Origin of the sequence: Sulfitobacter faviae (genome assembly GCF_029870955.1) — a bacterium.
In the GTDB taxonomy this organism is placed as follows: domain Bacteria; phylum Pseudomonadota; class Alphaproteobacteria; order Rhodobacterales; family Rhodobacteraceae; genus Sulfitobacter; species Sulfitobacter faviae.
Genome location: NZ_PGFQ01000005.1, coordinates 126031 through 148995, shown reverse-complemented (window position 1 = coordinate 148995; position 22965 = coordinate 126031). Strand labels below are relative to the sequence as shown.

Below are 22965 nucleotides of genomic sequence, written 5' to 3'. Positions count from 1 at the left end.
AGCAGGCCATGTCATCCGATACAGACATTGATTTGGATTCGCCGGGCCTTGCATTTTCCAAACTTCTAATGCTGGCGAAGCCCGGGAGGGTAAAGGCGCTTCTTCCTGACGAAATGCTCGACATTCTGGATGGTTTAGAACCGGGTTTCAGCACTTCAGAGAAATTGACTGCGTTGGCAGTGAACATGCTGGATCCTACCGAGACGCTGCAGAACGATACGTTGCGGGACTCCGTGATTTCTCTGATGCCGCTGAAGAAGGCGCGCGAGCTTTGCACAAAACTCGGGACTCCAGCCGGGCGAAACCCTTTCGATGATGCACTGAAGCTCGCGTCGGACGAAGAGAACTTCCCAGCATTGCTTTCCTTTTTTGGGGTCATCGATGACCCGACTGCCCCAGGGGCGCAGCTACCAGGAAATGATCGCGCGCCCGTCGGCTATGGGCTCTTTCAGCATCAGCGAGTGGCGGCAAGGCGCACTGAACGGATGCTCTTCGAGGGCCCCCACCGTGGTGTCCTGCACATGCCAACAGGCGCAGGAAAAACACGTACCGCAATGCACCTTGTCGCATCCCACCTGAGCGCCAGTGAGCCGACACTGGTCGTATGGCTCGCCCAGAACATAGAGCTTCTCGATCAAGCCGCAGATGAGTTTCAGAAGTCGTGGCGCTTCCTTGGCAACAGGGATGTCGGGCTTTGGCGGCTTTGGGGAAACAAGCGTGTCGATCTTGCCAACGCCAAGGACGGGCTAGTTGTCGCTGGCTTAGGTAAAATGTCAGCATTGGAAAAGAACTCGGTGAATGAATTGCTCACTTTGGCTGACCGAGTATCTTTGGTCATCATCGACGAGGCACACCAAGCGATCGCTCCAACATATCGCTCTGTACTTGACGCCCTAGCAACAAAACGGGCGACGACGCGTCTCCTTGGCCTTACGGCCACTCCCGGACGAACCTGGGATGATTTGAGTAAAGACGAAGAGCTCTCCGAATTCTTCGGTCGTGAAAAGGTAATGTTGGAAATCGAAGGCCACCCCGACCCAGTCACATATCTGATGGAAGAAGGCTATCTTGCCCGTCCGCACTTCCGGACTCTGAATGTGCAGGCCGGACTCGACTTGTCACAAGAGGACATGAAGGGCCTGTCACAGGCGATTGATGTGCCGGGGGACGTTCTGGAGCGACTAGGTCAAAGCACACAAAGAAACCTGAGGATAATTTCAGAGTGCGAGCATCTCGTGTCATCCCATCGCCGCGTCATTGTCTTTGCCCCATCGGTTGCCAACGCTAGGATGCTGGCAGCCATCATGGTCGCACGCGGCACCGAAGCACTTGTCGTCACCGGAGAATCCGCTCCGGCGGCTCGCGAACGGGCAATTCGACGCTTCAAGAGCCAGGCGCCAGAACCTATTGTGATGTTCAACTATGGCGTTCTGACAACTGGATTCGATGCACCGCAAACGAGCGCGGCCATCATTGCCCGCCCTACCAAATCCTTGGTTCTCTATAGCCAAATGGTGGGCCGGGCTACGCGAGGTGTAAGAGCTGGGGGAAATGAAACCTCAGAGATTGTCACGGTGACGGATACTGAAATGCACGGCTTCGGAGATGTAGCTGACGCTTTCTGCAATTGGGAAGATGTTTGGAATGAACGAAATTGTTAGCGACGGGACCACAGAATCCGGGTTCATTATTCCACCGGAACTCGCCGTAAAAGCGATGCGCGATAGTGGGTATCGAAATACCGCATACGCTCTCGCAGAGCTGATCGACAACTCAATTCAGGCTGACGCCAGTGAAGTTGAGCTCATCTGTGTCGAGAAGTACGAACAGGTAAATTCTCAGCAGCGCCTTCGCCTGCAGGAGATCGGCACGATTGACAACGGCAAGGGCATGTCCGCACGAACATTGGCTATCGCACTGCAGTTTGGAAACGGCACTCACCTGGATGATCGAGCTGGCATTGGACGGTTCGGCATGGGACTTCCAAACTCGTCAATTTCGCAATGTCGCCGTTTGGATGTCTGGACTTGGACGAACGGGCCGGACAATGCCATTCATTCCTATCTGGATGTCGCTGACATTCAAAGCGGTGTGAAAGATCGGGTGCCGCCGCCAACTCCTTCAGCCCTTCCCACCAAATGGCGCGAACGGTCCGAAATCTTGGGGACCTCCGGTACACTGGTGGTCTGGTCGCGATTTGAAGAGTATCGACTTACATGGCGAGGCGCTGAGGCGACCCTGCGAAATACCGAGGCGATCATCGGCCGGATGTATCGCAAGTTCATTAACGATGGCCGTGTCGCCATTCATCTCGTACGGGTGGAAGAGGATGGGAACACCGGCCGAAGGTTGGCGGTTGTCAATGATCCCCTCTACCTTATGCCAAACTCCTCGACTCCCGAACCTTTTGACAAGGTTCCAATGTTTCAGCGTTGGGGCGAGAACGACGAAGAGTTCACAATCGATTTTGGAGGCAAGCAGCATAAAGTTTTCGTCAGGTTCAGTTGGGCCACGCCGGAAACCGTGCCAGATGACGGGCTGAATCGCGGCGCAAAGCCGTACGGCAAACATGCAATGAAGAACCTCGGCCTTTCGATCGTTCGAGAAGGTCGTGAACTCGATTTGGATACATCTTGGACCAACAGCTATGATCCCACCGAACGATGGTGGGGAGCTGAGGTCGAATTCCCTGCCACGCTCGACGAAATCTTCGGCGTAACGAACAACAAGCAAAGTGCGACGATCTTTTCGCAGCTGGCCCAATATGATTGGAAGGCCGACGCGGAGGAAAATGAAAGCCGCTCCTCTTTCATCGAAAGGGCGAGTAGCGAAGGTGACCCGCGGGCGCTGCTAATCCCAATCGTCGAGCACATCCGGGAACAGATTACCCAACTGAGGAAAAGAACAGAGCAGCAGACCAAAGGAACGCGAAGTACGGGTGGTCGCAAGCGTCATGAAGAGCCAGGCGTGGAAGACACCGTCACTTCGAAGTTCCGCCAACGTGCGGACGAAGGACATGAGACGCCGGGGACACGGAGGATTTCGAAGCCGAAGACCGGGACGCCTATGAAGACGATTTGAAGGACGACAAGCACTATCCCGACGACGTCGCCAAAGCCATTGCTGACGCCATCCTTACCAGAAAGCGCAAGGTCGCTTTTCTAGAGAAAGCCATGGAAGGCTATGCGTTCTTCAACGTAGAGAGCGTCCAAGGCGGTGTCACCAACGTGGTCTTCAATTCTAACCACCCCTTCTACGAAAACTTGGTAAAGGCGCTGAACCCGGACACCGAAGAAGACACCGAGAAGGAGCTGCTCGACCGGGTACACACCGCTTCAGACACACTGCGCATCGTGTTTTCGGCTTGGGCTCGCTACGAAATGGAAGAAGTCAGGCATAAACAACGTCTCTCGGATATGCGTCAAGAGTGGGGCAAGATGACCCGGTTCTTCCTCGACGATGGCGAGGATGATTGATGACGGATGAAATGCTCGGCAACCAGCTGCTGAAACTGGTGTCATCGGCGAAAGAGCGAGTCATCCTCGTTGCACCCTTTATCAAGGTTGATGCGATCCAGCGCGTTTTCGACGCCATCCCAGTTTCTGGAGGAGCGCATATTGATTGCGTGACGCGTTGGCGGCCTGAAGACATCGTGGATGGTGTCTGTGATTTGGAGATCTTCGAGGTCATCGCCGATCGCGCTAACGCCCAACTTTGGAAGCATCCAAACCTGCATGCCAAGTTCTTCAGGGCCGACCAGTCCTGTCTCATCGGGTCCGCAAATCTAACCGGGCGGGCACTTGGTTGGCGCCTCCCGACCAACCTCGAACTCCTTGTTGAACTAGATACTAATCTGCTTGGGCTCCAAGCGTGGGAGACATCGTTGATGAACAGCTGCGTCCCAGTGACAGCCAAACTGCGTGATCAGATCGCGCAACAAGCCGCAGACATAGCGGCCCAGCGTCCAAAGATAACCTCGATCGATGTTGAGCACGACGATGATCCGAGTTTTCGATGGGTACCCCTCTGCCCGGCGCCAGAAAGGCTATTCAAGGTATATACCGGCGAACTTGACGAGGCCAAAATGGTCCGGTCGGCCTTCGAATTCGCGCAACGCGATTTGAGAGCACTAGGCCCTCCCAAAGGCTACTCGGAGGAACAGTTCCTGGAATACGTTGCAGTTCGGCTCCAGAATCTGGAAGTTGTCCAGAAAGTAGTCTCTGCCAGCAGTTCAGGGGTTTCGGATACTCAGGCGGCCAAGTTGATAGAAGAGTATATCGATGAGTTACCAATGATCAGTCCGCCTGACGCCTGGAGAATTCTCAAGCAATGGATGATGCACTTCTTTCCGGAGCAATATCGAATAGAGGTAGGCCAAGAAATCCTGATTAAGGGCCGCACGATTTCTTCCGGGTAGAGATGGAGTCCGGTACACTAACCATTCGCTGGTGTCTCATCCAGCGCGAACAACAGACCGGCCCCCTGACGTTGGCCGATATCGGGCAAGGCATCTTCGACTAATACATTTATGATGATTCTCCCAATCTCTACGCTGTCCCCATCACCAGGGACTTTGCAAGGCTTTGGCTTAACATCCGACTTGTAATCGACTCCAGTTGTGAACAGAGCGTCCAACGCGCTCGGAGCCAAGGTGGACTCGAGTTTCGCTCTGCTTGTTTCGTAGACATCCGCGATTGCCGCCCGGACCTCTTTCATGAAGTTAAACCTGTGCGCGGCGTCGAAGGCTAGTCGATTAGAACTTTCGCCCACCAAGACTCCATCGAGGTTCGTCGCCAACGGGACAAGTTCGCGATGGCTGTTTGTGAAATACACCACACACCGAACCGGGAACATCGATGGCATAGTTTTCAATTCTCCGACCCGACCTAGGTCACTGAGCAACTTTTGCTGTAGAGAAATTGCTGTTTGCTCCTTCAACCTGGCCGGGACAAAGCATGGTCCTTCGGCCGATAGAAGTGAGGAGAGTGCGTCATTCCCGATCGTCTCAACATGCTTCAGGTCCCATTTAACAATACCCCGCAGTTCTGCATTCAGATCCAAGACGGGTGTATGGACCCCATTGGCCACAGCTTTGAAGTTGAGTGCCCCGTGATCATAAAAGATACCAGCGAGTAGCAAAACGCGCTTAGCCTTCGGTGGATCGCGCACGAGGTCGCACAAGGGTGTCAATACGAGGAAAACACGTCGCTCATCGCCCTCGAAAATTGTGCCGCTCCGAACATCGGGCCCGTCTTCTTCCGGTGAGATTGCAATAATGTCGCCCAAAGAAACTGGAAAGCCGCTGCTCGGATCAAGTTGCCTTCGTTTTTCGTTGACAAACAGAGTCTTACGGACAACTTCCAATGTGTTCTTATTTCCCGTGATTGAGTTCGGCGGAAAGGACGTTGCCTCAAGTGCGTTGAGTGCGATCGCCGCGTCGATAACGCCTTGCTCTGCCTCCAGCTCATGTGCGAGCACTGCATCCATAATATCGACCATGTAGCCGCCCAATGGCACACCTTCTGAGGATAGCATTTGCTTTACGTGAGAAAGGTCTTCGAGATCGAGCTTACGAACTTCGTTTTGTGCGCGTTGAAGCGCTTGTGAGATGCCCGTCTCCCAGGATTTCAGGAACGACCACAGCTTCAGCGCATCTCCACGATGCTCGGCCAGTTCGAAGACAAGCTGCTCGAGGTGCCCATCTTCTTCGATTTCCGACTTTTTGATGGTCCGGAAGCCAGACGCCAGTAGCCCCGTCTTGTCGCGAAACTCGTGGCGTAGGTCATGAAGGCTGTTGTGTGCAGAAGTCAGGATCACAATGGGCGGGTTATCGGATCGCTCGCGCAAGACTTCTTTCAAACCACTTATCGATCGGTTTTTGTCCCCCTCCGCTTGTTCAGATCCAAGAAACAAATCAACAATAATGAGATCGGCGTCTTTAGCGGCCCCAATAAAATCTCTACCAACTTCGCTCACTTTTAGACCAATGCCATTAAGCCTAGCGGTCGCAGCGCCGATAAATTTCCGGACTTGTTGCTGATTTCCCAGGAATGCCTCAAACACCTTGCCGAGAGCGCTACCAGAAAATCCCCCCGTCGTTCAAACATTAGCGTAACGAAGGTCTGGTCTTTGATTAGCGCTTCCGCATCGAGATCCTTGTGCTCGGGTAGATCTCATCGAGCAGCTCTTTGTCCTCGGCTGTCAAATCAGCCCAGAAAACCGACCATTCATCATCCACATTGCCAAGGTCGGATACTAGGGGTGACGGATCTACACCGTCATCGACAATAATCGCGGTAACAACGCCGTGCTGTTGGATATCCATTAGGTATGTTCCGAAATGCAGTACTCAAATGTATTCAGGCGCCCGAAATCATTGATTGGCTCCTCTTGTAGCTCGAGTGATCCACCCGCTGCGATAGCGTTGGCTCTAGCGATGTATAGACCTAAGCCGCGTCGTTTCTTGCTCTCTTTCAAAGAAAAGAACATATCGAAGATGCGATCTTTATGTTCTGGGTCGATCCCCGGGCCATTGTCAGAAAATATAATTCTGGTCGGAGAGCCGACAATGCGGACACTGATCTGAGGTTTGAACAGAGGGGACTTCTCTTTTTCAAGACTCAACCAGTAAACAGAATTTGCAAGTAAGTTCTCAAATATCTGTACAACGTAGCCTTTGACGGTCTTCGTCGTGAAGCGGTTTTTTGGTGGTTCATATTTGAGATGAATTCCGTGCCTATCGAACTGAGTCTGGTGATCCTCAAGGGTTTCACTGATGAGTTGGGTGAGTGAAAAGGTCTCAGGAGCTTGTCGTCCGCTTACACTCAATGGGTCCAGAATACGCAGTCTCTTGTGAATGCTCTTCATCGAAGCTGCCAACCCATCCAAACCCGTTACGACTTCATCCGACGTTGCTGTGCTTCGAATTTCCCGAATGCGCTCCAAAGCATGCTCTGAGGTCCGTGCGAGTTCGTGAGCGACGATTTCAACCAGTAGTCCTATGCCGGCCATATCTTGCATTAGCTTTGCATCGCCCTCGACTTCGGCGTTTCTTTCTCTCAAGATCTTCGCCAGTTCCGTTAACTCAAGCAACGTTTGTTGTAGTTCTTCTATTGTTTCGCGTTCTTGGTTGGTCGTGACTGAACGCAAATTGCTGATTGCCTTCTGCGCTCTCGTCTCGAGCCTTGCGATCTCCGTCTTTGCTTCGACTGGTCTTGCACGTTTAGCTTTGTACTTGGTCTCCGCACGCCTCATTGCATTACGCAATTGGTCTTGAATAGAGAACTGAACAATCCTCAGCATCGCTTGCTGTTCCTGGGTCTCTCTCAGGCCTTCCCGATTAGTCTGATCTACGAGACCAGGATTCGCGCTTCGACTGATGTCGACTTGACCGACAAGCTGAATTTTATTGAGGAGGTATCCCCTGGCCATAAGGGCTTCACGATCGAGCCCGAGCCAGTCATCCTTCTCCTGCCCATACGGATAGACCCGAAAGTCATCCCGATACATTCTGATCCCGGTCCATTGACGGTGTAGCTTCAGGATCTGCTCCCGATCCATTCCTCCCCAGCCTTCACACGGCGCCTATTGTACCAATGCGCCTCGAAGGTGAATGGACCCAAGTCAGTCAGCGCATCTTCTGGAATCGCCTCGTCCCGGCCGCGTATCATTGCAAACAGATCCTTCTCCCCGAACCTTAGCTCCTCTTCGACAATTGGGTGCTCAAAACCCAACTCTCTGAGTTTCAAGTTCAGGGTAAGTTGGGGTCCGCTTTTTCCGACCGTATATGCCCCCAAATGCTGGCGTGGGCGAGCTTGAGAAAGCTTTTTCCAAGCATAGGAACTGGGATGCGCTCACCATTCCATACCAATGCAATTCGTGGTCGATTTCTACTATCTGCAAGGGGATTGGTCAGAAAAGCAAAATCTGCAGCGGCCAACTGCTTGATCCGTCCTTCGTTCCAATCGGATGTTAGTTCTGAGATAGTAAGGACAGTTCCAGAGTAGTCCGGCGAAGGTTTTGTTCCAGACGTACTCGCCTTGATATATATGTCTTCGATCATCTTATTGACGTCTTCAAATGCCCGCCAATCGATCTGTAGATGATTGATTTTCCTGTCTTTCTTTCGCGCGGTTTCGATAGAGAGCGTTCCACCCAATCGCATTGCTGACAGCCGACCCAAGCCTTTCTCACCAAGAAAATCGGGCTTCTTCTGCCCTTCAGCAACGGACTTCTCGACTGCGATCTTTCGTGAGGGTGTGCCAATGACCAGGAATTTTTCTTCCAGATCAGTCGCCGACATCCCGGTCCCTGTATCAATGACGCGGATCGTGTTTAGCGAATAGACTTCTTTCAACGCTTTAGAAAGCTGATCATACGAGTCTGCGGCAGCAATCAGTTTCCGCGCTTGGTCATGAATCGTTGTGGCAGATGAGTTCAGCTCAGACAGACAACGCTCCTTGAGATTTTCCAGCGGCACTTCTTGCTCTTTCGAGCGATTGCGAAGCGAGCTGAAGCTTCGCAGACCAAGCACAACATTAAATCGTACCTCAACGCCATTCTCGGTTCGCGCGTCAAACCCGTTCTTGATAAGCTCGTAAAACGCGATCACGTCCGAACTGATAAGCTCGGAGCCGAGTTCCAGAACTGTTCTTGCCGTTACTCTAAACAACTATTGCCTTTCTCGCCCCTTTGCCAAAGCACTGTGCTGTGGATCCATGTGCTAAAGAGCCTGGAGACTATTTGTGACAAACAACACAAGAATTTCCTTCAGAGACACCAAAAATCTCGTCGATCGACGGCTCGGAGCGCGCTGACAGAGGGTTGGGCCGTATGGCGCGCATGGCGCGGGCTCGGCGTTTCTCGTAGTCCGCCTTGATCGCCGCAACGCGTTCAGGTTTGGCGAGGTCATCTAGGCTTTCACCATCGCTCCAGGTGAAGGGGGAACCGTGTTCCTCAGCCGTTTTTTCATAGGCCCGGGCCTCTTCAAATGCCTTGGGATGCTCTTCCATCAACCGCACCCATTCAATCTTCTGTTGGAAGAAGCAGAAGGTGCATCCGGATCTAGAGCGCCAGCGATAGTATTCTGGCTCGCCGATGTCGGTGTCTTTCAGCAAGTCGACGACACCTGCCTTGTCAATGCCGGCATCCCGAAGTGGAAAGCGAACCAACATGTTTGGATGCTGCGATTTGTATCCAGACCGATTTGGCTCATCGGCCCGAATCGCGACGTAGGAATGGACGACTACGCCTTTCTCCAAGTCGTCACGCAGCCATAGGTTCAATGGCCTCAATTTGAGCTGTCGTGTGCACCAACGAGTTTTGGCCGACGGTAGGAAATGCCCATACTCTGCCAGCCAGAAATCGAAATCCCGATCTGGGTTCAGCCGATTGATCCGCTTGCCAAGGAACCCTTCGAGCCTATTTAAAAAGTCATAGACTTCAGGTAGTTCCTTCCCTGTATCGGTGAAGAAGTACTCCATGTCGATGTCGGGGTGGTTCTGGCGCATATAGACGGCCAAGGCGGCGCTATCACGGCCACCCGATATCCCGAGAATGTGTCGTTCGTTGGTCATGCTTCAATCTTGTCCATACTGTCCGTGAGCGCCGCAACCGCCCGAGCGAGAGCCGCCAGCGCGATTTCGTGCCCATGTTCACTTTGGCCAAGATTCCGAATGATCTGGTCCGCAAGCTTACTGGCAGTCTCTTTTTCGTTTTCGCTGAGTTCGAAGCTCTGAAGGATTGGCGGCTGCTTCGGATCGACGCCCACAATGAGAGCGATCGCTTCGGTGTTTGATTTTCGGTCGCGCATCAACGCCACTGCTTCGGCCTGCCTAAAGCGGCGCCCAAGCCTAGCTACCTCAGACAATGCTCCTTCGCGGTTGCGGTCGGACCAGTCGCGCATGGGCTTCGGTTGCAGAGTTCCGGCCACCGCCTCAAGGCTGCCGGTCCCGGCTTCAATCTCCCCAACACGCGCGGCAAAAGCCTCAAACTTCAGATCTGAGCTCAACCCCTTGATGGACTCTGCGCGCTCGAGGCTTCCGGCAAAGGTGTCACTCGGAACTCCGATGGATTGCGCCAACGCGTGTCGCAGATCTTTAGCAAGGCTATCATAGGCCGCCTCACACTCTTCAATCGCAGCGACCGTTTTTTCGACTAGATCACCTTTGATGTTCAGACCCGGAAGCGTTTCGAAGAGCAGTGTTTCCGGATCGTCTGCGTGCCGGATTGCATCGCGTATCTTGCGCGTATCGGCTGAGAGGAGACTGGTGCGTTTGGCAAAGTCGCTCAAAGCCTCAATACGCTGGAAGGCTGCACTTGCAACGGTAAGTGCAGATGCATCAGACAGATCCAGCCCTTCCGCAATCCGGGAAAGGAACGCCAGATGGTGTTCAGAGCGTCCAGCGGGCCTCAGAACGACGGCCGACGGATCCTGAAGCATTCTGTCGACAAAGATGTCATCGAGATCCGCGACAAAGCGACCGTCTTGGTAGACAGCATAAATCTGCCGATTTGCGAGCAAGAATGCCAGCGCTAAAACCGGCATCACGCCGACCTTCATGCCAAAGGGCGCTCCCCGCCAAGCCTCATAGACTTCCGCCAGCGACTGTTCCTTTTTCGAGCGCAAGATTTTCCATGCTGGCTTCAGGGACGCACCGGTCATGGTCTTATCTGGGTCAGCAAAACCGTAGCCAGACTTGGATTTTCGGTGCAGGCCGCTTGGGGCCAGAGTTGTGAGGTAGAGACCGAATGCAGCTGGAAACCCTTCGAAGTCCAGGTTCTTCCGATCCGGGCTTTTCACCATGGCATGGCAAAGGGCTCGAAGAGCGGCCGCAGCACTCGAGGATGGTCTGTCCTTTTGCAGCAGCTCGCTGTGAATGATTGGCGTCGAATGATAGGCTTTGTCAGCCAGGTGCGATGCCGCGGCGGACAGAGAGAGCACCATCTCGGAGTCGTTTGGCCGAAGGATTTGCCATTGGCTCGACAGCATCAAGCGTTGGAGTTCGACATTCGAGCGATTTCGCAGCAATGCCTCACGCGCACGGATTCCCCGCCGCGCGATCCTGTCTCCGGCGATCTGCGGTACTTGCTTTTGAACTTGAGACAACGCCGCCAGGTCGCCTGCATCTTCAATCAAGCGCTTCCCATCGCCGACCAAAGAGAATGCACTCACGACTCCCGTTTTCCTTAGGATCCGAACAATCTCATCCATCTTCTCTTCGATGTCTGGTGAGCGGGCGTCTTGGGGCGCGATAGCCATCACCATGACACCACTCGCGGCCAACGCCTTGCGACCTACGGTGCGCTTGAACTCATTTGGATCGAATTGCTCCCCCAAGCACTCTACGTGCAACGCAAAGGTCCGCAGCACGCCGCAATCAAAGTAATGTCTTTTAGCGACAATGTGGTCGAAGCCAGCCTTTGCGGCGACTTGGGAAAGATCTGACGAGGTGGTCCGACCCCCAAATCTCTCTAAAGCCGCATCGAGGTCAAAATCGCTGCCAGAGAACAGTGCATACCCACCCACTCGTTTCTGGCGAAGCAAAACTCCCCAGTCGCATAAATCATCGAGTGCACCCGTGATATCAGAGACGTTGTTCCCCGGAACGGCGATCAAGAGGGCGTCCTGGTCGACAGCCAATCCTGTCCCGTTCTTGAAGATTTCAATAAGCGCGGCAGATTTCGCCAGCTTCACGTGCAGGTCCGCTCCGAGCACGTTCGCTTTCTCGATTGCCTCCGCCGCGAGCGTCATTTGCGACCCCAACGGCCCAGCCGCAAGAGCCAGACCAAAGTTCGTTTGAAGATAGTCCCAAAGACGATCGGGGCCGAAGGTTTCCCCTGAGCTTGCCGATTCCGACTTCAGGAACTCGCGAAACCCCCAGGTTCTTCGGACGCCAAGAATCCGAAGATGCTACGCTCGTTCTGACCGAAACTTCGGCGCGTGATGCCGCCGAGCAACAACGCGCAAATCGGGTTCAAAGGCCAGGTCTGCGAAAGCGCCTCGGTCAGCTCCTCTTCGTCCGTTGGTCGATTTGAACCGACGATTTTGGCCAAGCTTTTGGCCTGCGCTTCTGCTGTGCCAGGGATATCATCCGTATCGATCGCCCGCCCGAGCAGCCTGACCGTTTCATCACTTGCGGAAAGGAAGGAGAGATCCTGAAACCGCCCCTGGATCTTCGCCCATTCGAGACGGGCACTCGAAGCGAGCTTGTCCGCATATGCCTCAAAAGCCTGATGCAAGATTCCGATCACAACGAAACGGCCTTCGCTTCTGGCGCTTATCTCAGCCAGATCCTGCAGGAGGTGCGCATCGTGGTCTTTATCGGCCGCGGCTTCGAGGAACTTTCCCAATTCATCCAGAACCAGAACAATTGGTCCCTGACTTGCGTGATCAGATATGTCTTGGACGAGTTGGCCATCGCTTTTTGTCGCGCGGTCCTTTTTTGTGCGGGTCCACCCGTATCGCTCTGCCATCTTCTCGGCGATGGCTTGTCTCAGATTAACACGGCTTCCGGTAACCGGAATAACGCTCCAACCACCCAAGCCGGGATCAAAGGCTTTCTCAATTGCCTTTGACAGCTTCGGACCGGCGATCTTCCGAGCGAGAGACTTTCCCTCTTTGGAACCGGCAACGAGGTTACCCAAAAGCAGTGCGGTACTCGACTTGCCGCCGCCGTAGGGTCCGGTCCAGGTAAAAGCACTTTGTGCTCCCTCCGATAGCGATGCGGCCATCGCGAGGAGCGATTTTTCGGTACTGGCTTGGAGCACATAACCTTGAAGGGGCGGCGTGCCGGTCAGATCCATGTCGATCCGCGCGCTTCGTACGAACCGGCCGTTCAGTCTGACTTTGTCTGAGAGCGTTTCACGCGCCATGCCATACGCCCTTTCCGCGGCGCGCAATCTCGCCAAACGCGCTTTGCAGCAGAGCATCCAAGTCAGGACGCCGATTCCGTTGGACCTGTCGCAGGCCTGCCGTATCGGTCCAGACGAAAGCACCACCAGTGCTTTCGTCGATCCGCATCAGCCGTTCGATGACGCTATCTTCGTCCATCTTAAACACCCGGCCGGGACTGCCCGCGTCGTGGCAGATCATTTCCGCGGCGAGCGTCGCGCGGTTGTCGTGCGCGCGAGTCCAGTAGGCATCCAATGCGTAGGCGAACAGGGCGTCGTGAAGGTTCGGCTTTGGGCCAATCGAGAATTCGTACCATCCGCTCGAGCCGGTCTCCTGGACCAATGCCAATTCAGCCAGCAAGGGTTCCGCGGCGTCATCCATCGCCCCGCTCGGTCGGCTGCAGTAGCTCCGCAGAAAGACCGTGACGTCGTTCTGGATAGTCTTGTGAGCACCACGCCATCCCTTTTGCTCGATCAACTTCTCGATGGCATCCACCAAATCTGTCGATCGAAACTCGTGGCCAAATAACCCGTTGAAACAATAGTAGAAAGTTGTGGTGTGCTCCGGCACCGATGCAAGCTTCCAATGGATGAGCCACAGAGAGGTCGGATGCTCCAGAAAAGGGTCAAATCCGTTCTCGCCAAAGAGCAGGTCACCCAAATTGTCAGGCTTTAATTCCTTGCCGTCGAGTTGGATAACTTCCGCCGCTTGCGCCCAAAATCGCATTGAAACAGCCATGTTTCGGCCAACGCCGAACCGGGAGATGGCTTCGTCGTCCTTGAATACCGTCAGCGGGGCGCCGCCGCGAACCGCGTCATATGCTTTGCGCAACCAAAGGATGCGCAGCGGGAATGTTTCGTGCCCGGCGAATTGCGGTTTGCCGGACCAATTGTCAAATACATCGGCCATAGGCCTATGCTACTGGTGAAGCTCACCAGTAGCAAGGAGGACTTTCTCCATAGCGCCGACCATGATCGCCGTCGCCGAGCCAATATCGTCTTCAGAAAGCCACCACCCGACACCTATACGCAGGAAGCGTTTCTGCTCGTCATGAGTGAGATGCAGCGCGGAAAGAACCGGCGAAGGCTGCAATGAACCGGAATGGCAGGCAGACGCGTTCGAAAGACATACTTTAGTGTTCAGACTGTCGATCAGATCTGAGCTCGCCGGCGTGTCGACTATGAATGCGGCAGCTCCGGGAACCGCCGGACTTGATGGGAAAAGTCGTTCCACACGCAAGCCGTCGCCAGAGAGTTGCTCCTCGAACAGGGATATCAGACCCCTACTGTGGACAGACTCTCGCGCCATATTCTGAGCCGATATCTCGGCTGCACGGCCCATCGCCGCAACTAACGCGGCAGGTTGCGTTCCGCTCAGATGCTCTTCCAACGGTCTTGCGGATGTCAGCTCGGATGGCTTTGGGACGTTGGCGGCCACAAAAAGCGCACCGACACCCTGTGGTCCCCCAAATTTATGAGCCGACAGGCTGAGGTAATCGGCACCGAGATCGAATACGTCGATCGGATGCTTACCCGCGGCCTGAGCAGCATCGACATGCATGAGCGCGCCGACGGCATGCGCCATTTCACTTATCTTTTCAATTGGTTGGATTACACCCGTTAAATTGCTTGCGAGCATTGTGCTGACGAGCAGTGTGGTCTCGCCCAAAAGAGCCTCGAGACTTTCCAGGCAAATCGAACCATTTATGCCGACAGGACACATCAGGACCTCGAAGCCCAACTCGCGCAGTGCTTCCGCAGGACGTCGAACCGCGTCGTGTTCCAGCGCGGACAGAATGATTTTGTTTCTGTGCGGAAACTGTTCTGCAACGGCGCGCGAAGTCCCTATGATCGCGAGCGCGTTTGCCTCAGTAGCGCCCGAGGTAATGAAGATCTCGTTTGGCGCAGCACCGATAAGGGTCGCAACGGCCCTCCTTCCTTTTTCGTAGAGGCGGTTAGCCTGCCAGCCTGCAACGTGATTGGAGTTCGCGTTTCCGGGTTGAGCCAGCGCCTCAATGAGAACGTCTTTGGCTTCCGGACGCATTGGCCAGCTGGCGAGGCCATCAAGGTAATACATGGTGTAAGCTTTACTCCGTCATCCGCCGGTTAGCGCTCAAACAAAAAAGACAATGAGCCACAGTAACCCCGTTTTCTGATGGCTTTTCCCGCTTACCACGATTTCGGGCGACTGCAAATGTTGCCATACTGTTCTCATTGCACCAAAATTTCATTCCTCATTCCCATTTTTCAAGAAAACAACCCTCCAAAAAATCACTAGACGTCTTAAGGCCCATCTTTCATAGCCGACTCTAGCGCGCCCAGGCCATCCACAGCGGTCCTCACCTGCTCGTCACCCACCTCCTTTGCCAGATCATCAGAAGGCACCAGCACCGCAAAATCCAACTCCATCTGTCGTTGTTCCTCGGCGATAACGGCTTGGACGACGGGCGCGGTCTTCTTTGGGGCGACGTCGATTTGCCCTGACGTTTCGCTGCCAGCATCTTGGCGTGCGGTCTCCACAACGGCGTCAGACCCACCTGCTCCACTCGCTGGCGGCGTCATCGGCATGGCGCGCACACTCAGCGGCAGGTTCCCCCGCGGCCCCCCTCCCCCCGGTTCCGGAAACGGCAATTCACCCGTCTGCGCCGCGTGGATCGCCTTGAACAGCCGGTCGTCAAAATACTGAATCCGCTTCGCTCGGACCGGCATTTGCGCGTCGATGACCATGACGATTTCATCGAGCGGCAGGCGGCGCGCTTCATCTTCGGGCAACAAAGAGCTTTCTTCGGTCCGTGTGGATTGGCTACGGCCCTCAAAGGGGTTCTTGCCGATGGATTGGGAGCGCGTGACCACGGTCTTCGTGGTCTTGCCGACCGCCTTGCTCAGCTCCTCGACTGTCTTCTCATCCGAGGGCGTCAGGTACAGCTTCACGCCGGCGTTGCCCTGCAGGGCGCGGCGGGCGTTTTCGCCATAGATTTCATCGAGGGCGGGGATGGTTTGCGTGACCACGGCCAGATGTCCACGATAGGTCCGCAGGGTCTCGATGCTTTCGACCACGATGGGCATCTTGCCGAGGCGATTGAACTCGTCGAGCATGATCATTACGGGCCACGGCTCATCCGGCCCGGGGTCTTTCTCCTGCATGGCGGAGAGGAGATCGGAAAAGAACAGCCGGATCAGGGGTGCGAGGGGTTTGACCATCAGCGGCTGGACCACGAGGTAGACCGAAAAGGGTTTCTTGCGGATCGTCCGGAAATCAAAATCCGACACCGCCGTCGCCTCGTCGATGGCCGGGTTCTGCCATTGATCGAGCCCCGAGGTCATCAGGAGCGAAACATAAGAGGTCAGCGTATCGTTGTTGGTCGAGGCCAGCCGCGTGAAGATCAGTTTGGCGGCCCTGTTGTCCACCTCATGGCCCCGCGCGAAATACTCCTTCTGCTTGTTTCCGCCCGAGGCGGCGATGCGGTAGATCTCGCCCAAGGTCGGACGCTTGCGCTGGAAGGCCAAGAGCCCTGCCGCCACGAAGAGATCGATCCCGCCCTTGAGGAGGCCTTGCACCCGGTCATTGTCGCTTTGCAGGAACAGCGTCGCCAGGAGCTGCAGTTCCATCTGCTGGCGCGCGGGATCTTTCAGTTGATAGATGCGCAGGAGCGGGTTGTAGCGATGCGTGCGCCTGCCCTCCCAATCGGTGGGGGCAAAGCGATAGACCTTGTCGCCTTGGGCTGCGCGGTGCCGGGCCGTCGCCTCGAAGCATTCGCCCTTCACATCGAGCGTCACGGCGGAGCCTTGCCAGGTCAGCAAGTTTGGAATGACGAAGCCCGTGGTCTTGCCGCGCCCGGTGGGGGCCACGATCAGCGCGTGCGGGAAGACTTTCGAGCAAATGTAATTGGCGCGGGAGCCGGGCGTCCCCAGCTTGCCCAGGATGAACCCGGTCCCGGGTGCCCCGAAGAAGCCATTGGCCTTCATCTCGCGCGCACTCTGCCAATGGGTCTGGCCAAACCGTGTCAGGGCGGACCCCGAGAGGGCGAGGCTCAGCATCAGGCCGGCGGCGGCGAAGCTGCCGATGATCAGGTGAATAAGTTGCGCGGCCTCCGGGCGGCGATCGAGGATCGCCATGTAGTTCTGCGCGATATAAGCAAAGTCGATCTCGGCCCCAAACCCAAGATCCTGGTAGGTCAGCACCGCCGATGCGATGGTATAGCCCATGGCGGCGGTCACCAGCGTTACCAACAAGACACCGGTCGCGATCCGCGCCTTTCCCATGGGCGCGCTCAATGGACCTGTACCCGCTCGGTCTCGCCATCCACGTCTGTGGTGCGGTGTTTTTCGTATTCGGTGTCGGCGAGATCATCGACCACCTGGCGCAAGGCCTCCGTGTTGGCCGTCGCTGCATCAGATTGCAGGTAGACCTTGGCGACATAGAGCCGGTCGAGACGGTCCTCGAGAACCTGTTCAAGCGCATCGGCAGCGCCGGATGTGAGCCGCTCAAGTTGACGGTCATCCAGCACCCGCGCGATCTCGCCACGGAAGGCGTCCCGCTCCGCCTCGCTCTCGAAGGGCGCGGACAACTCCCCTGCCCGCTCATGGTCCAGGACACGCGCAATCTCGTCTGCGAGGCGGTCGGTACGGCCAGACTGCGGCGCCGTTTCATCGCGGGTGGCTAGACGTTCGTCACGCGTGCCAACCCCAAGCCCCTCGCGCAACTCGTTGTCGCGGCGAACCTGATTGATGACCTCCGTGTCGCTTATCTCGACGACCGCCGCATAGGTCGCGCCGAGGCCACGGGCAAGGTGGGACGGCATGTCCGGATAGCGCGCGCGCAAGTCATCCGTGACAGCGTCTGCAACGGGCGTGCGGAGGTCGCGTCCCTCCATGATGCGGTCGACCTCGCGGGTGATCTCGCTGGCGCGGGCCGCATCGGTGATGGTCTCCCTGTAGGGTTCAGACCGGTCGATCACATCGCCAGGGCGTGCGAGCAAGTCCGGGTGTGCCTCGAGATACGCGCGCTGCTCCGCCTCGATCCGGCGCTCTGCCCGTGAGACCACCTCCCTGTCCCGGTCCTCGATCTGCTGCGCAGTCAGGCCGTCTGCGCGCATCTCCTGACGGATTGCCCCTTCCATCGCCCGGACCGCGTCCCGATGATAATGGAACCGCTCGCTGACCGGTTCCGCTTCCATGACGCCATCCCGGCGCAGCACGTTCTCGCGCTCCAACAGCGTGCCAAGTTCCACATGCACGTCATTGAGAATGTCGCGGGCCTGTTCCAGATCGGCGCGGCGCTCGAGGTTCAGATCTCGCGCCTCAGCCACTTTGGAGAGATCATTGGCGATCCATTGATGCTCGAGCGCTTCATTTGAGGCGCCCGTCTCGATCCGGGCCACCACTTCCGATGTGCTGATCCCCGTGCCCCGCAGGGCCGCGTCGATCCGCGACCGCAGTCGCGGCTCTGTGAGGCGCTCCAACTGGCTCTCTTGGATGTTTACTTCGGAATAGACCCCGCCCTCCGATGGTGCCTCTGACAACGTGCTCGAACGCAATCCGAGAGGCTGCATGTGCTGGACCTGCGTCTGGATCTCGATGAGGCGTTTTTCCAGCACGGGACGTTCCGCGTCGGACTTTTCGGCGATCATGCCCTGCACCCGCGCGAGCTTTTCCGCATAGAGGCTTCTCAGATCCTCGAAACTTTGATCCTCGGCCATATAGACATCTCCTGTTCGATCCACCTGCCCGCCCCGCGCCAGCACCTCCCCCGCGCGGAAGAGGGCTGCGGCAATATCCTCGCGGGCCTCGCGGGAGGCTTCCGCGGCAAGCGAATGGTAGACGGTTCTGGTATTGGCGATCTCCGCCAGCGTCCGCGCCAGGTCCTGCCCCACACGTTCGCGCTCGCGGGGCGCGCGACCCTCGTCCTTGGCCGCGTAGACCTCGCTGGTCCTGGCTGGGTAATGCACAACCCCGCGATCCACCCGGCGCGTGGCCTCCAGGCGCACGCCATACTTTTCCGCCTCCTCGACCATGGCGAGGCGGAAATCGTCATAGTTGAAGCGGTGGTTGCGCCCCAGATAGAAGAACTCGCCCTCCTGCGAGCGGCGGTTCAGCACCAGATGCGCATGGGGGTGATCGCGGTCCTCATGCACCGCGATGATGTAGTCGAAATGCCCCGCGTCACTCTGGAAGAACCGCTCGGCCACATCCGTCGCGATATCGCGCACATCCTCACCGCGCGTGCCGATGGGGAAAGACATGAGCATGTGGGTGGTCTGCCCGAGCTTGGGCTTGAAGCCCGCGTCCCACCGCTTGGCAAAGCGCTCGGTGAGGTCCTTGATGTCCTTCGCCTCAAGCCTCGCCTTGCCATCCAGAAACCCGCTACTGTCCACGATATGGGTGGACTTGGTGGTGAGGTACTCGAGCTGGTTCATCAGTTGCGACTTGTTGTGCGTCCCCCCGCCCCGGATCGCTTTGAAGACCGCTGGCCGATGCCCCGCTGCCGCGCGCACAAGCTGGGTTTGCTTCGCCACGTGCAGCCCCTGCATCGAGCCCCGGATCCGGCTCCAGCCGCCCCGGAAGACCTCGCCCGTGACGGTATGGACGGCATCATTCAGCCGCATGGGCAAACTCCCTCAAGGCGGCCGTGGCTTCGAGCTGCATCGCGTCGCGACGGCGGCGCAGGAGCAGATCGATCTCGTCAGCGGAATCCAGGATGAACCGAGCCAAGCCCCGCATCTGCGCAAGGCGCATTTCGGAGAACTCGGCACGCGTGCCACCATCAGCCCCCTGCCCCTGCAGGTTGGCCCGTGTCATCTGCTTGGCGATCTGCGCGACGCCATTGCCGACCTCGTGAAGCGAGGCGCGGTAGCGCGCCATCTCGGCCGCCATCTGCGCGTCCGGAACGAACACCCCGCCGGCCGCTTGAATGAGCCGCCGCAGCCCCTCGGCCCGGCTCTCGATCCCGGCCTTCGCCAACACCTCGTCGAGCGCCGCAAGCTCAGCAGCGGTGACCTTCACACTGACCGCGGAGACCGGGATCGCGGCATCCGTCTGGCGCTCGGCATCGGCTTTGAGCGTGTACTGGATCGCTCGCGACGACACGCCAAACCGTTCAGCAAGCTCAGACGTCGACACACCTTCTCCAGCCTCGCGAACGATCTCCATGCGGTCCGCATCTGTGAGACGTTTTGAACGAGACATGCGAAGAAAGACCCCCTATTTCCTGCCACCTTCCACCAAGGCTGACCCCACCCTACGATAATATACCTAGATGTCAAATATATACTTACGTCACATTCAGGCTCAGGCAGCCTTGGTGTCCGCTTCACGCCGCGGCCCGCAGGGACGCGGCTCTGCCGCCCTCACCACCGGGCGACCCACCTATCCTAGGGGTCCCGTCCACCAGCCCCGCCCGAGGCTCTGGCCGAACACGCATGTGTTCGGACGGAACCGCGGGCGGGCGCAAACCCCACCGACAGGGCGGACAGGCAGGGTCAAAGAGGGCCAGATTTGGCTTTCCAAATCTCTGCCGCAAAAACCGGGAGGCCCTGGCCGATAGGTTTTTGTGGATGGCCCCCTTGAGGCTGACTGGCCGGTCTATCGCGGCCTGATCATTCCGGGAGAAGTGCGTCCGTTCAATACGCAGCGACCGGCGGCTTCGTGAGGTCGCCTCGGGCGATCTTACCGCGGGCCCCGGCATCCCTGGAACAGGGATCAGGCCGCCTCGAGATCGTCTCGGGGCGGCCCATCCTCGTGAGAGGATTCAGTCCTGGGGATCCTTCGCGCTCGGCGGGAACATCACCAGCTCCGAGACCGCGACCGGGAAGTCGAGCTTGAGGCTGAAGAACTCCGAGCCATCCCCGTTGCGGGTGTTGCGGAACATGGCGCCCACGCGTTGGAAGCGGGTGCGCTCCTGGCCATCGGTGTCGGTGAACTTGACGGGGACGGTGGCGACGTAGTGGTTGGTCATTTGGGTTACTCCTTGTTGCGATGGGGATCTGCCAGCACGGGGGCAAGAGGCCCGGTCGCAAGTGCAAATGCGGAGGGTTCGCGGCTCCGCCGTGGAAGCCGTATTTGTGCTTGCCGAAGCGTGAGCTGAGGGCACGAACGGGCAGACCCCGTGCGATCCACATGCATAGCAAAAAGGAGGGACCCGATTGACCTGTGCCGTCACGCAGTCGCCACCATCCGCGTCCACGTCCTGCCGAACCTGGCCGGGGTGCTGATGACGCCCGCCCGCGTGGATGCGATGTTCCGAAACACCACCCGAGGGTTGTGCAGGTCTTCAGCCTCATGTGCGACGTCTCGCCCCTCGGTCTTGCGCTGCTGATGATGTGCGAGGTGCGCACCATCCCCAGCCCGTACCGATGTGGATGGGCCGAACACTGACGGACCGGGTAGAGCGATGACAGTGCCGGGCGCCGCAGCCTGTCAATCTTGCGTAACCGACCGCACGCGCCATGAGACATGACGAAAGGGCCGCGCCAAGCGCGACCCCCTCTCTTCAATCCTGCGCAGTCTTCTTCGCCGGGTCAGCAACCCGCATGACCGTCAGACCTTTCGCTTCCGCCTTCTGCCCGAGGTTCAGCGCGACCCCGTTGCCGCCGAAGAGTACAACCCCCGTCGCCGCGAACTTGTCATCCAGCATTTCGTCGTTGCACTTGAACGGTGCCGCCCGGCCATGCGCGGACCAGCGCGGATCGAAGCGCGCCTGCGCGACCCCGCGTGCCCGGGCCCACCGAGCCGCAATCATCTCCGCCCCGTGCTTGCCACCCTTATGGCAGAGGAAGATCTCCTGATTGCGGTTCTGCTTGATTCGTTCGCGAACCTTGTCGAGCGTGTTGAAGATCACATCGACATCGGTCCAGTCGGTGGCGCCTGAGACGATCAGGGGCACCCCCTCGACTTTCGACTTCTCGGCGGTTTCACGGTCGTGCTGCTCCAGGAGCTGCCGCGCCTCGAAGACCGCCCCGGTCTCTTGCGCCCGGATGCTTGCGCGCGACCCGGCTGCCGGGATGAAGGCGTGGCCCGTCTCGATCTCGTAGCATTCCGCCGCCGCCTCGCTCATCACCTCGATGGCGCTGACAACCTCGCGCAGCTGCAGGAAGCGGGCCTGCGCCCCTTCGAGCGCGGTCTCGGCGATCTCCGATCCGTCGTGAGATTTTGCCAGCGCGCCGATCTTGTCGGCGGTGCGGTCGACCTCCTTGCCGAGCGCCACCTTGCGGCGCTGCAGGATCGTGGCGAGCCCATGGGCCAGCGGTTCGATTTCCGCCTCGAGTCCGGTCCCACGCAGCGGACCGAGCAGAGCCTCGAAGCTTTCGCGGACGATGTGGTCAGTCAGGACGTGATCTTCCGGAATCGGGAGCTGTGCGTCCTTCTCGGTCAGTCCGAAAAGTTCGATGGTCTCGTAGGTGTTTGCATTGTCGTAAGCCATGTCTGGTCTCCAGTATTCGGTTGTGGAGCCACCACGTGAGTGTGGGGGCATGGCCGAATGCCTGGTTTCCGAATCTGCCCGGGTCAGGGACGGCGCAGCCGCCGGCTTGCCGGGCGCAAAAGTTTTCCGCGCGCAGCACCGGACACATGCGCGCCCTCACGCATGGGACCGCCCCGCGCCAAAGGCCCCGCCCTCGCCGAAAAGTTTTGCGATCCTTGAGGCGGGCTGATTTGGGGGCCATCCGGAGGATATGCTTCCACGCTCATGTGTGTGTGTTTTGACGGTAGGTTTGCCCGACCCGAGCAGGCAAACGGCCCGACCGGACGCGGGAGACGGATGAAGCGGCGGGATCGTTTTGGCCTCGGCCAAAACAGACCAGAGCGCAATCCGGCGGAGCGGCCAGGGAGAGACGTGCTCGCGAGGCGGGCAAACCGGGACGCCAAGCGCGACGCCGCGGTGAGGCCGCATGGCCGAATGCGCGACGGACCGAAGGGCCGTTCTCCCCTGCGACACGCGAAGCCGAGCTGGGGAGGCCGCAAGGCTTAGCCCAAGGTTGATGTGCTGGCGACGCTGCTGCCGACTATAGTGATTGCTTTTCCGGGCATTGGACGTGATGGGCGGGAGCCAGTCATTCGCTGCGCCTTGGACGAACGGCA

Annotated in this window: 18 protein-coding genes; 4 read left to right on the top strand and 14 right to left on the bottom strand. The window is 57.5% G+C overall.

Annotated features, from left to right (window positions below):
- Window positions 1-8 precede the first annotated feature (8 nt).
- The 4 genes from CUR85_RS19495 to CUR85_RS19480 are packed head-to-tail and all read left to right on the top strand — an operon-like array spanning window position 9 to window position 4417.
- Entirely contained in the window at window positions 9-1661 is a 1653-nt protein-coding gene (locus CUR85_RS19495; protein ID WP_280323197.1) for a DEAD/DEAH box helicase, read from the top strand.
- Window positions 1645-3081 carry an ATP-binding protein gene (locus CUR85_RS19490; protein ID WP_280323196.1) on the top strand — a complete coding sequence of 479 codons (1437 nt, stop codon included), beginning with the start codon at window positions 1645-1647 and terminating at the stop codon, window positions 3079-3081. The genes CUR85_RS19495 and CUR85_RS19490 overlap by 17 nt, the downstream gene beginning before the upstream one ends.
- On the top strand, window positions 3078-3476 hold the full coding sequence (locus CUR85_RS19485; RefSeq protein ID WP_280323195.1) for a hypothetical protein: 399 nt from the start codon (window positions 3078-3080) through the stop codon (window positions 3474-3476). Before CUR85_RS19490 ends, CUR85_RS19485 begins: the two co-directional genes overlap by 4 nt.
- On the top strand, window positions 3476-4417 hold the full coding sequence (locus CUR85_RS19480; RefSeq protein ID WP_280323194.1) for a phospholipase D family protein: 942 nt from the start codon (window positions 3476-3478) through the stop codon (window positions 4415-4417). The genes CUR85_RS19485 and CUR85_RS19480 overlap by 1 nt, the downstream gene beginning before the upstream one ends.
- A 17-nt stretch (window positions 4418-4434) precedes the next feature.
- On the opposite strand, the gene CUR85_RS19475 is transcribed toward CUR85_RS19480, so the two are convergent.
- The 14 genes from CUR85_RS19475 to CUR85_RS19410 form a co-directional block, all read right to left on the bottom strand.
- Window positions 4435-6063, bottom strand: coding sequence for a hypothetical protein (locus tag CUR85_RS19475; protein WP_280323193.1), 1629 nt, complete (start codon window positions 6061-6063; stop codon window positions 4435-4437).
- Window positions 6064-6133: 70 nt separating this feature from the next.
- Entirely contained in the window at window positions 6134-6325 is a 192-nt protein-coding gene (locus CUR85_RS19470) for a hypothetical protein (protein ID WP_280323192.1), read from the bottom strand.
- The gene (locus CUR85_RS19465; RefSeq protein ID WP_280323191.1) at window positions 6325-7560 is read right to left on the bottom strand and encodes a sensor histidine kinase; all 1236 of its coding nucleotides are present in this window, start codon (window positions 7558-7560) and stop codon (window positions 6325-6327) included. The genes CUR85_RS19470 and CUR85_RS19465 overlap by 1 nt, the downstream gene beginning before the upstream one ends.
- Before the next feature lie 190 nt (window positions 7561-7750).
- Window positions 7751-8671 (bottom strand): ATP-binding protein, encoded by a 921-nt coding sequence (locus CUR85_RS19460; RefSeq protein ID WP_280323190.1) that lies wholly within the window; start codon window positions 8669-8671, stop codon window positions 7751-7753.
- Between the two features lie 67 nt (window positions 8672-8738).
- Window positions 8739-9575, bottom strand: coding sequence for a phosphoadenosine phosphosulfate reductase family protein (locus CUR85_RS19455; RefSeq protein ID WP_271423245.1), 837 nt, complete (start codon window positions 9573-9575; stop codon window positions 8739-8741).
- Window positions 9572-11752: a hypothetical protein gene (locus tag CUR85_RS19450; RefSeq protein WP_280323189.1), complete on the bottom strand. Its 2181-nt coding sequence runs from the start codon at window positions 11750-11752 to the stop codon at window positions 9572-9574. Before CUR85_RS19450 ends, CUR85_RS19455 begins: the two co-directional genes overlap by 4 nt.
- 107 nt (window positions 11753-11859) lie before the next feature.
- Window positions 11860-12873, bottom strand: a complete 1014-nt coding sequence (locus CUR85_RS19445) for a hypothetical protein (RefSeq protein ID WP_280323188.1) — start codon at window positions 12871-12873, stop codon at window positions 11860-11862.
- On the bottom strand, window positions 12863-13801 hold the full coding sequence (locus CUR85_RS19440) for a DUF4007 family protein (protein WP_271423243.1): 939 nt from the start codon (window positions 13799-13801) through the stop codon (window positions 12863-12865). Before CUR85_RS19440 ends, CUR85_RS19445 begins: the two co-directional genes overlap by 11 nt.
- A 9-nt stretch (window positions 13802-13810) precedes the next feature.
- Window positions 13811-14968, bottom strand: a complete 1158-nt coding sequence (locus tag CUR85_RS19435; RefSeq protein ID WP_280323187.1) for a cysteine desulfurase family protein — start codon at window positions 14966-14968, stop codon at window positions 13811-13813.
- A 206-nt stretch (window positions 14969-15174) separates the two neighbouring features.
- Window positions 15175-17154 carry a type IV secretory system conjugative DNA transfer family protein gene (locus CUR85_RS19430; RefSeq protein ID WP_280323186.1) on the bottom strand — a complete coding sequence of 660 codons (1980 nt, stop codon included), beginning with the start codon at window positions 17152-17154 and terminating at the stop codon, window positions 15175-15177.
- Window positions 17155-17162: 8 nt separating this feature from the next.
- Window positions 17163-19496 carry a relaxase/mobilization nuclease domain-containing protein gene (locus CUR85_RS19425; protein WP_280323185.1) on the bottom strand — a complete coding sequence of 778 codons (2334 nt, stop codon included), beginning with the start codon at window positions 19494-19496 and terminating at the stop codon, window positions 17163-17165.
- Window positions 19483-20076, bottom strand: coding sequence for an HTH domain-containing protein (locus CUR85_RS19420; protein WP_343245500.1), 594 nt, complete (start codon window positions 20074-20076; stop codon window positions 19483-19485). Before CUR85_RS19420 ends, CUR85_RS19425 begins: the two co-directional genes overlap by 14 nt.
- A 562-nt stretch (window positions 20077-20638) precedes the next feature.
- Window positions 20639-20845, bottom strand: coding sequence for a hypothetical protein (locus tag CUR85_RS19415; protein WP_007120662.1), 207 nt, complete (start codon window positions 20843-20845; stop codon window positions 20639-20641).
- Window positions 20846-21379: 534 nt separating this feature from the next.
- Window positions 21380-22309, bottom strand: a complete 930-nt coding sequence (locus CUR85_RS19410) for a DUF2493 domain-containing protein (protein ID WP_280323183.1) — start codon at window positions 22307-22309, stop codon at window positions 21380-21382.
- Between the last annotated feature and the right edge of the window lie 656 nt (window positions 22310-22965).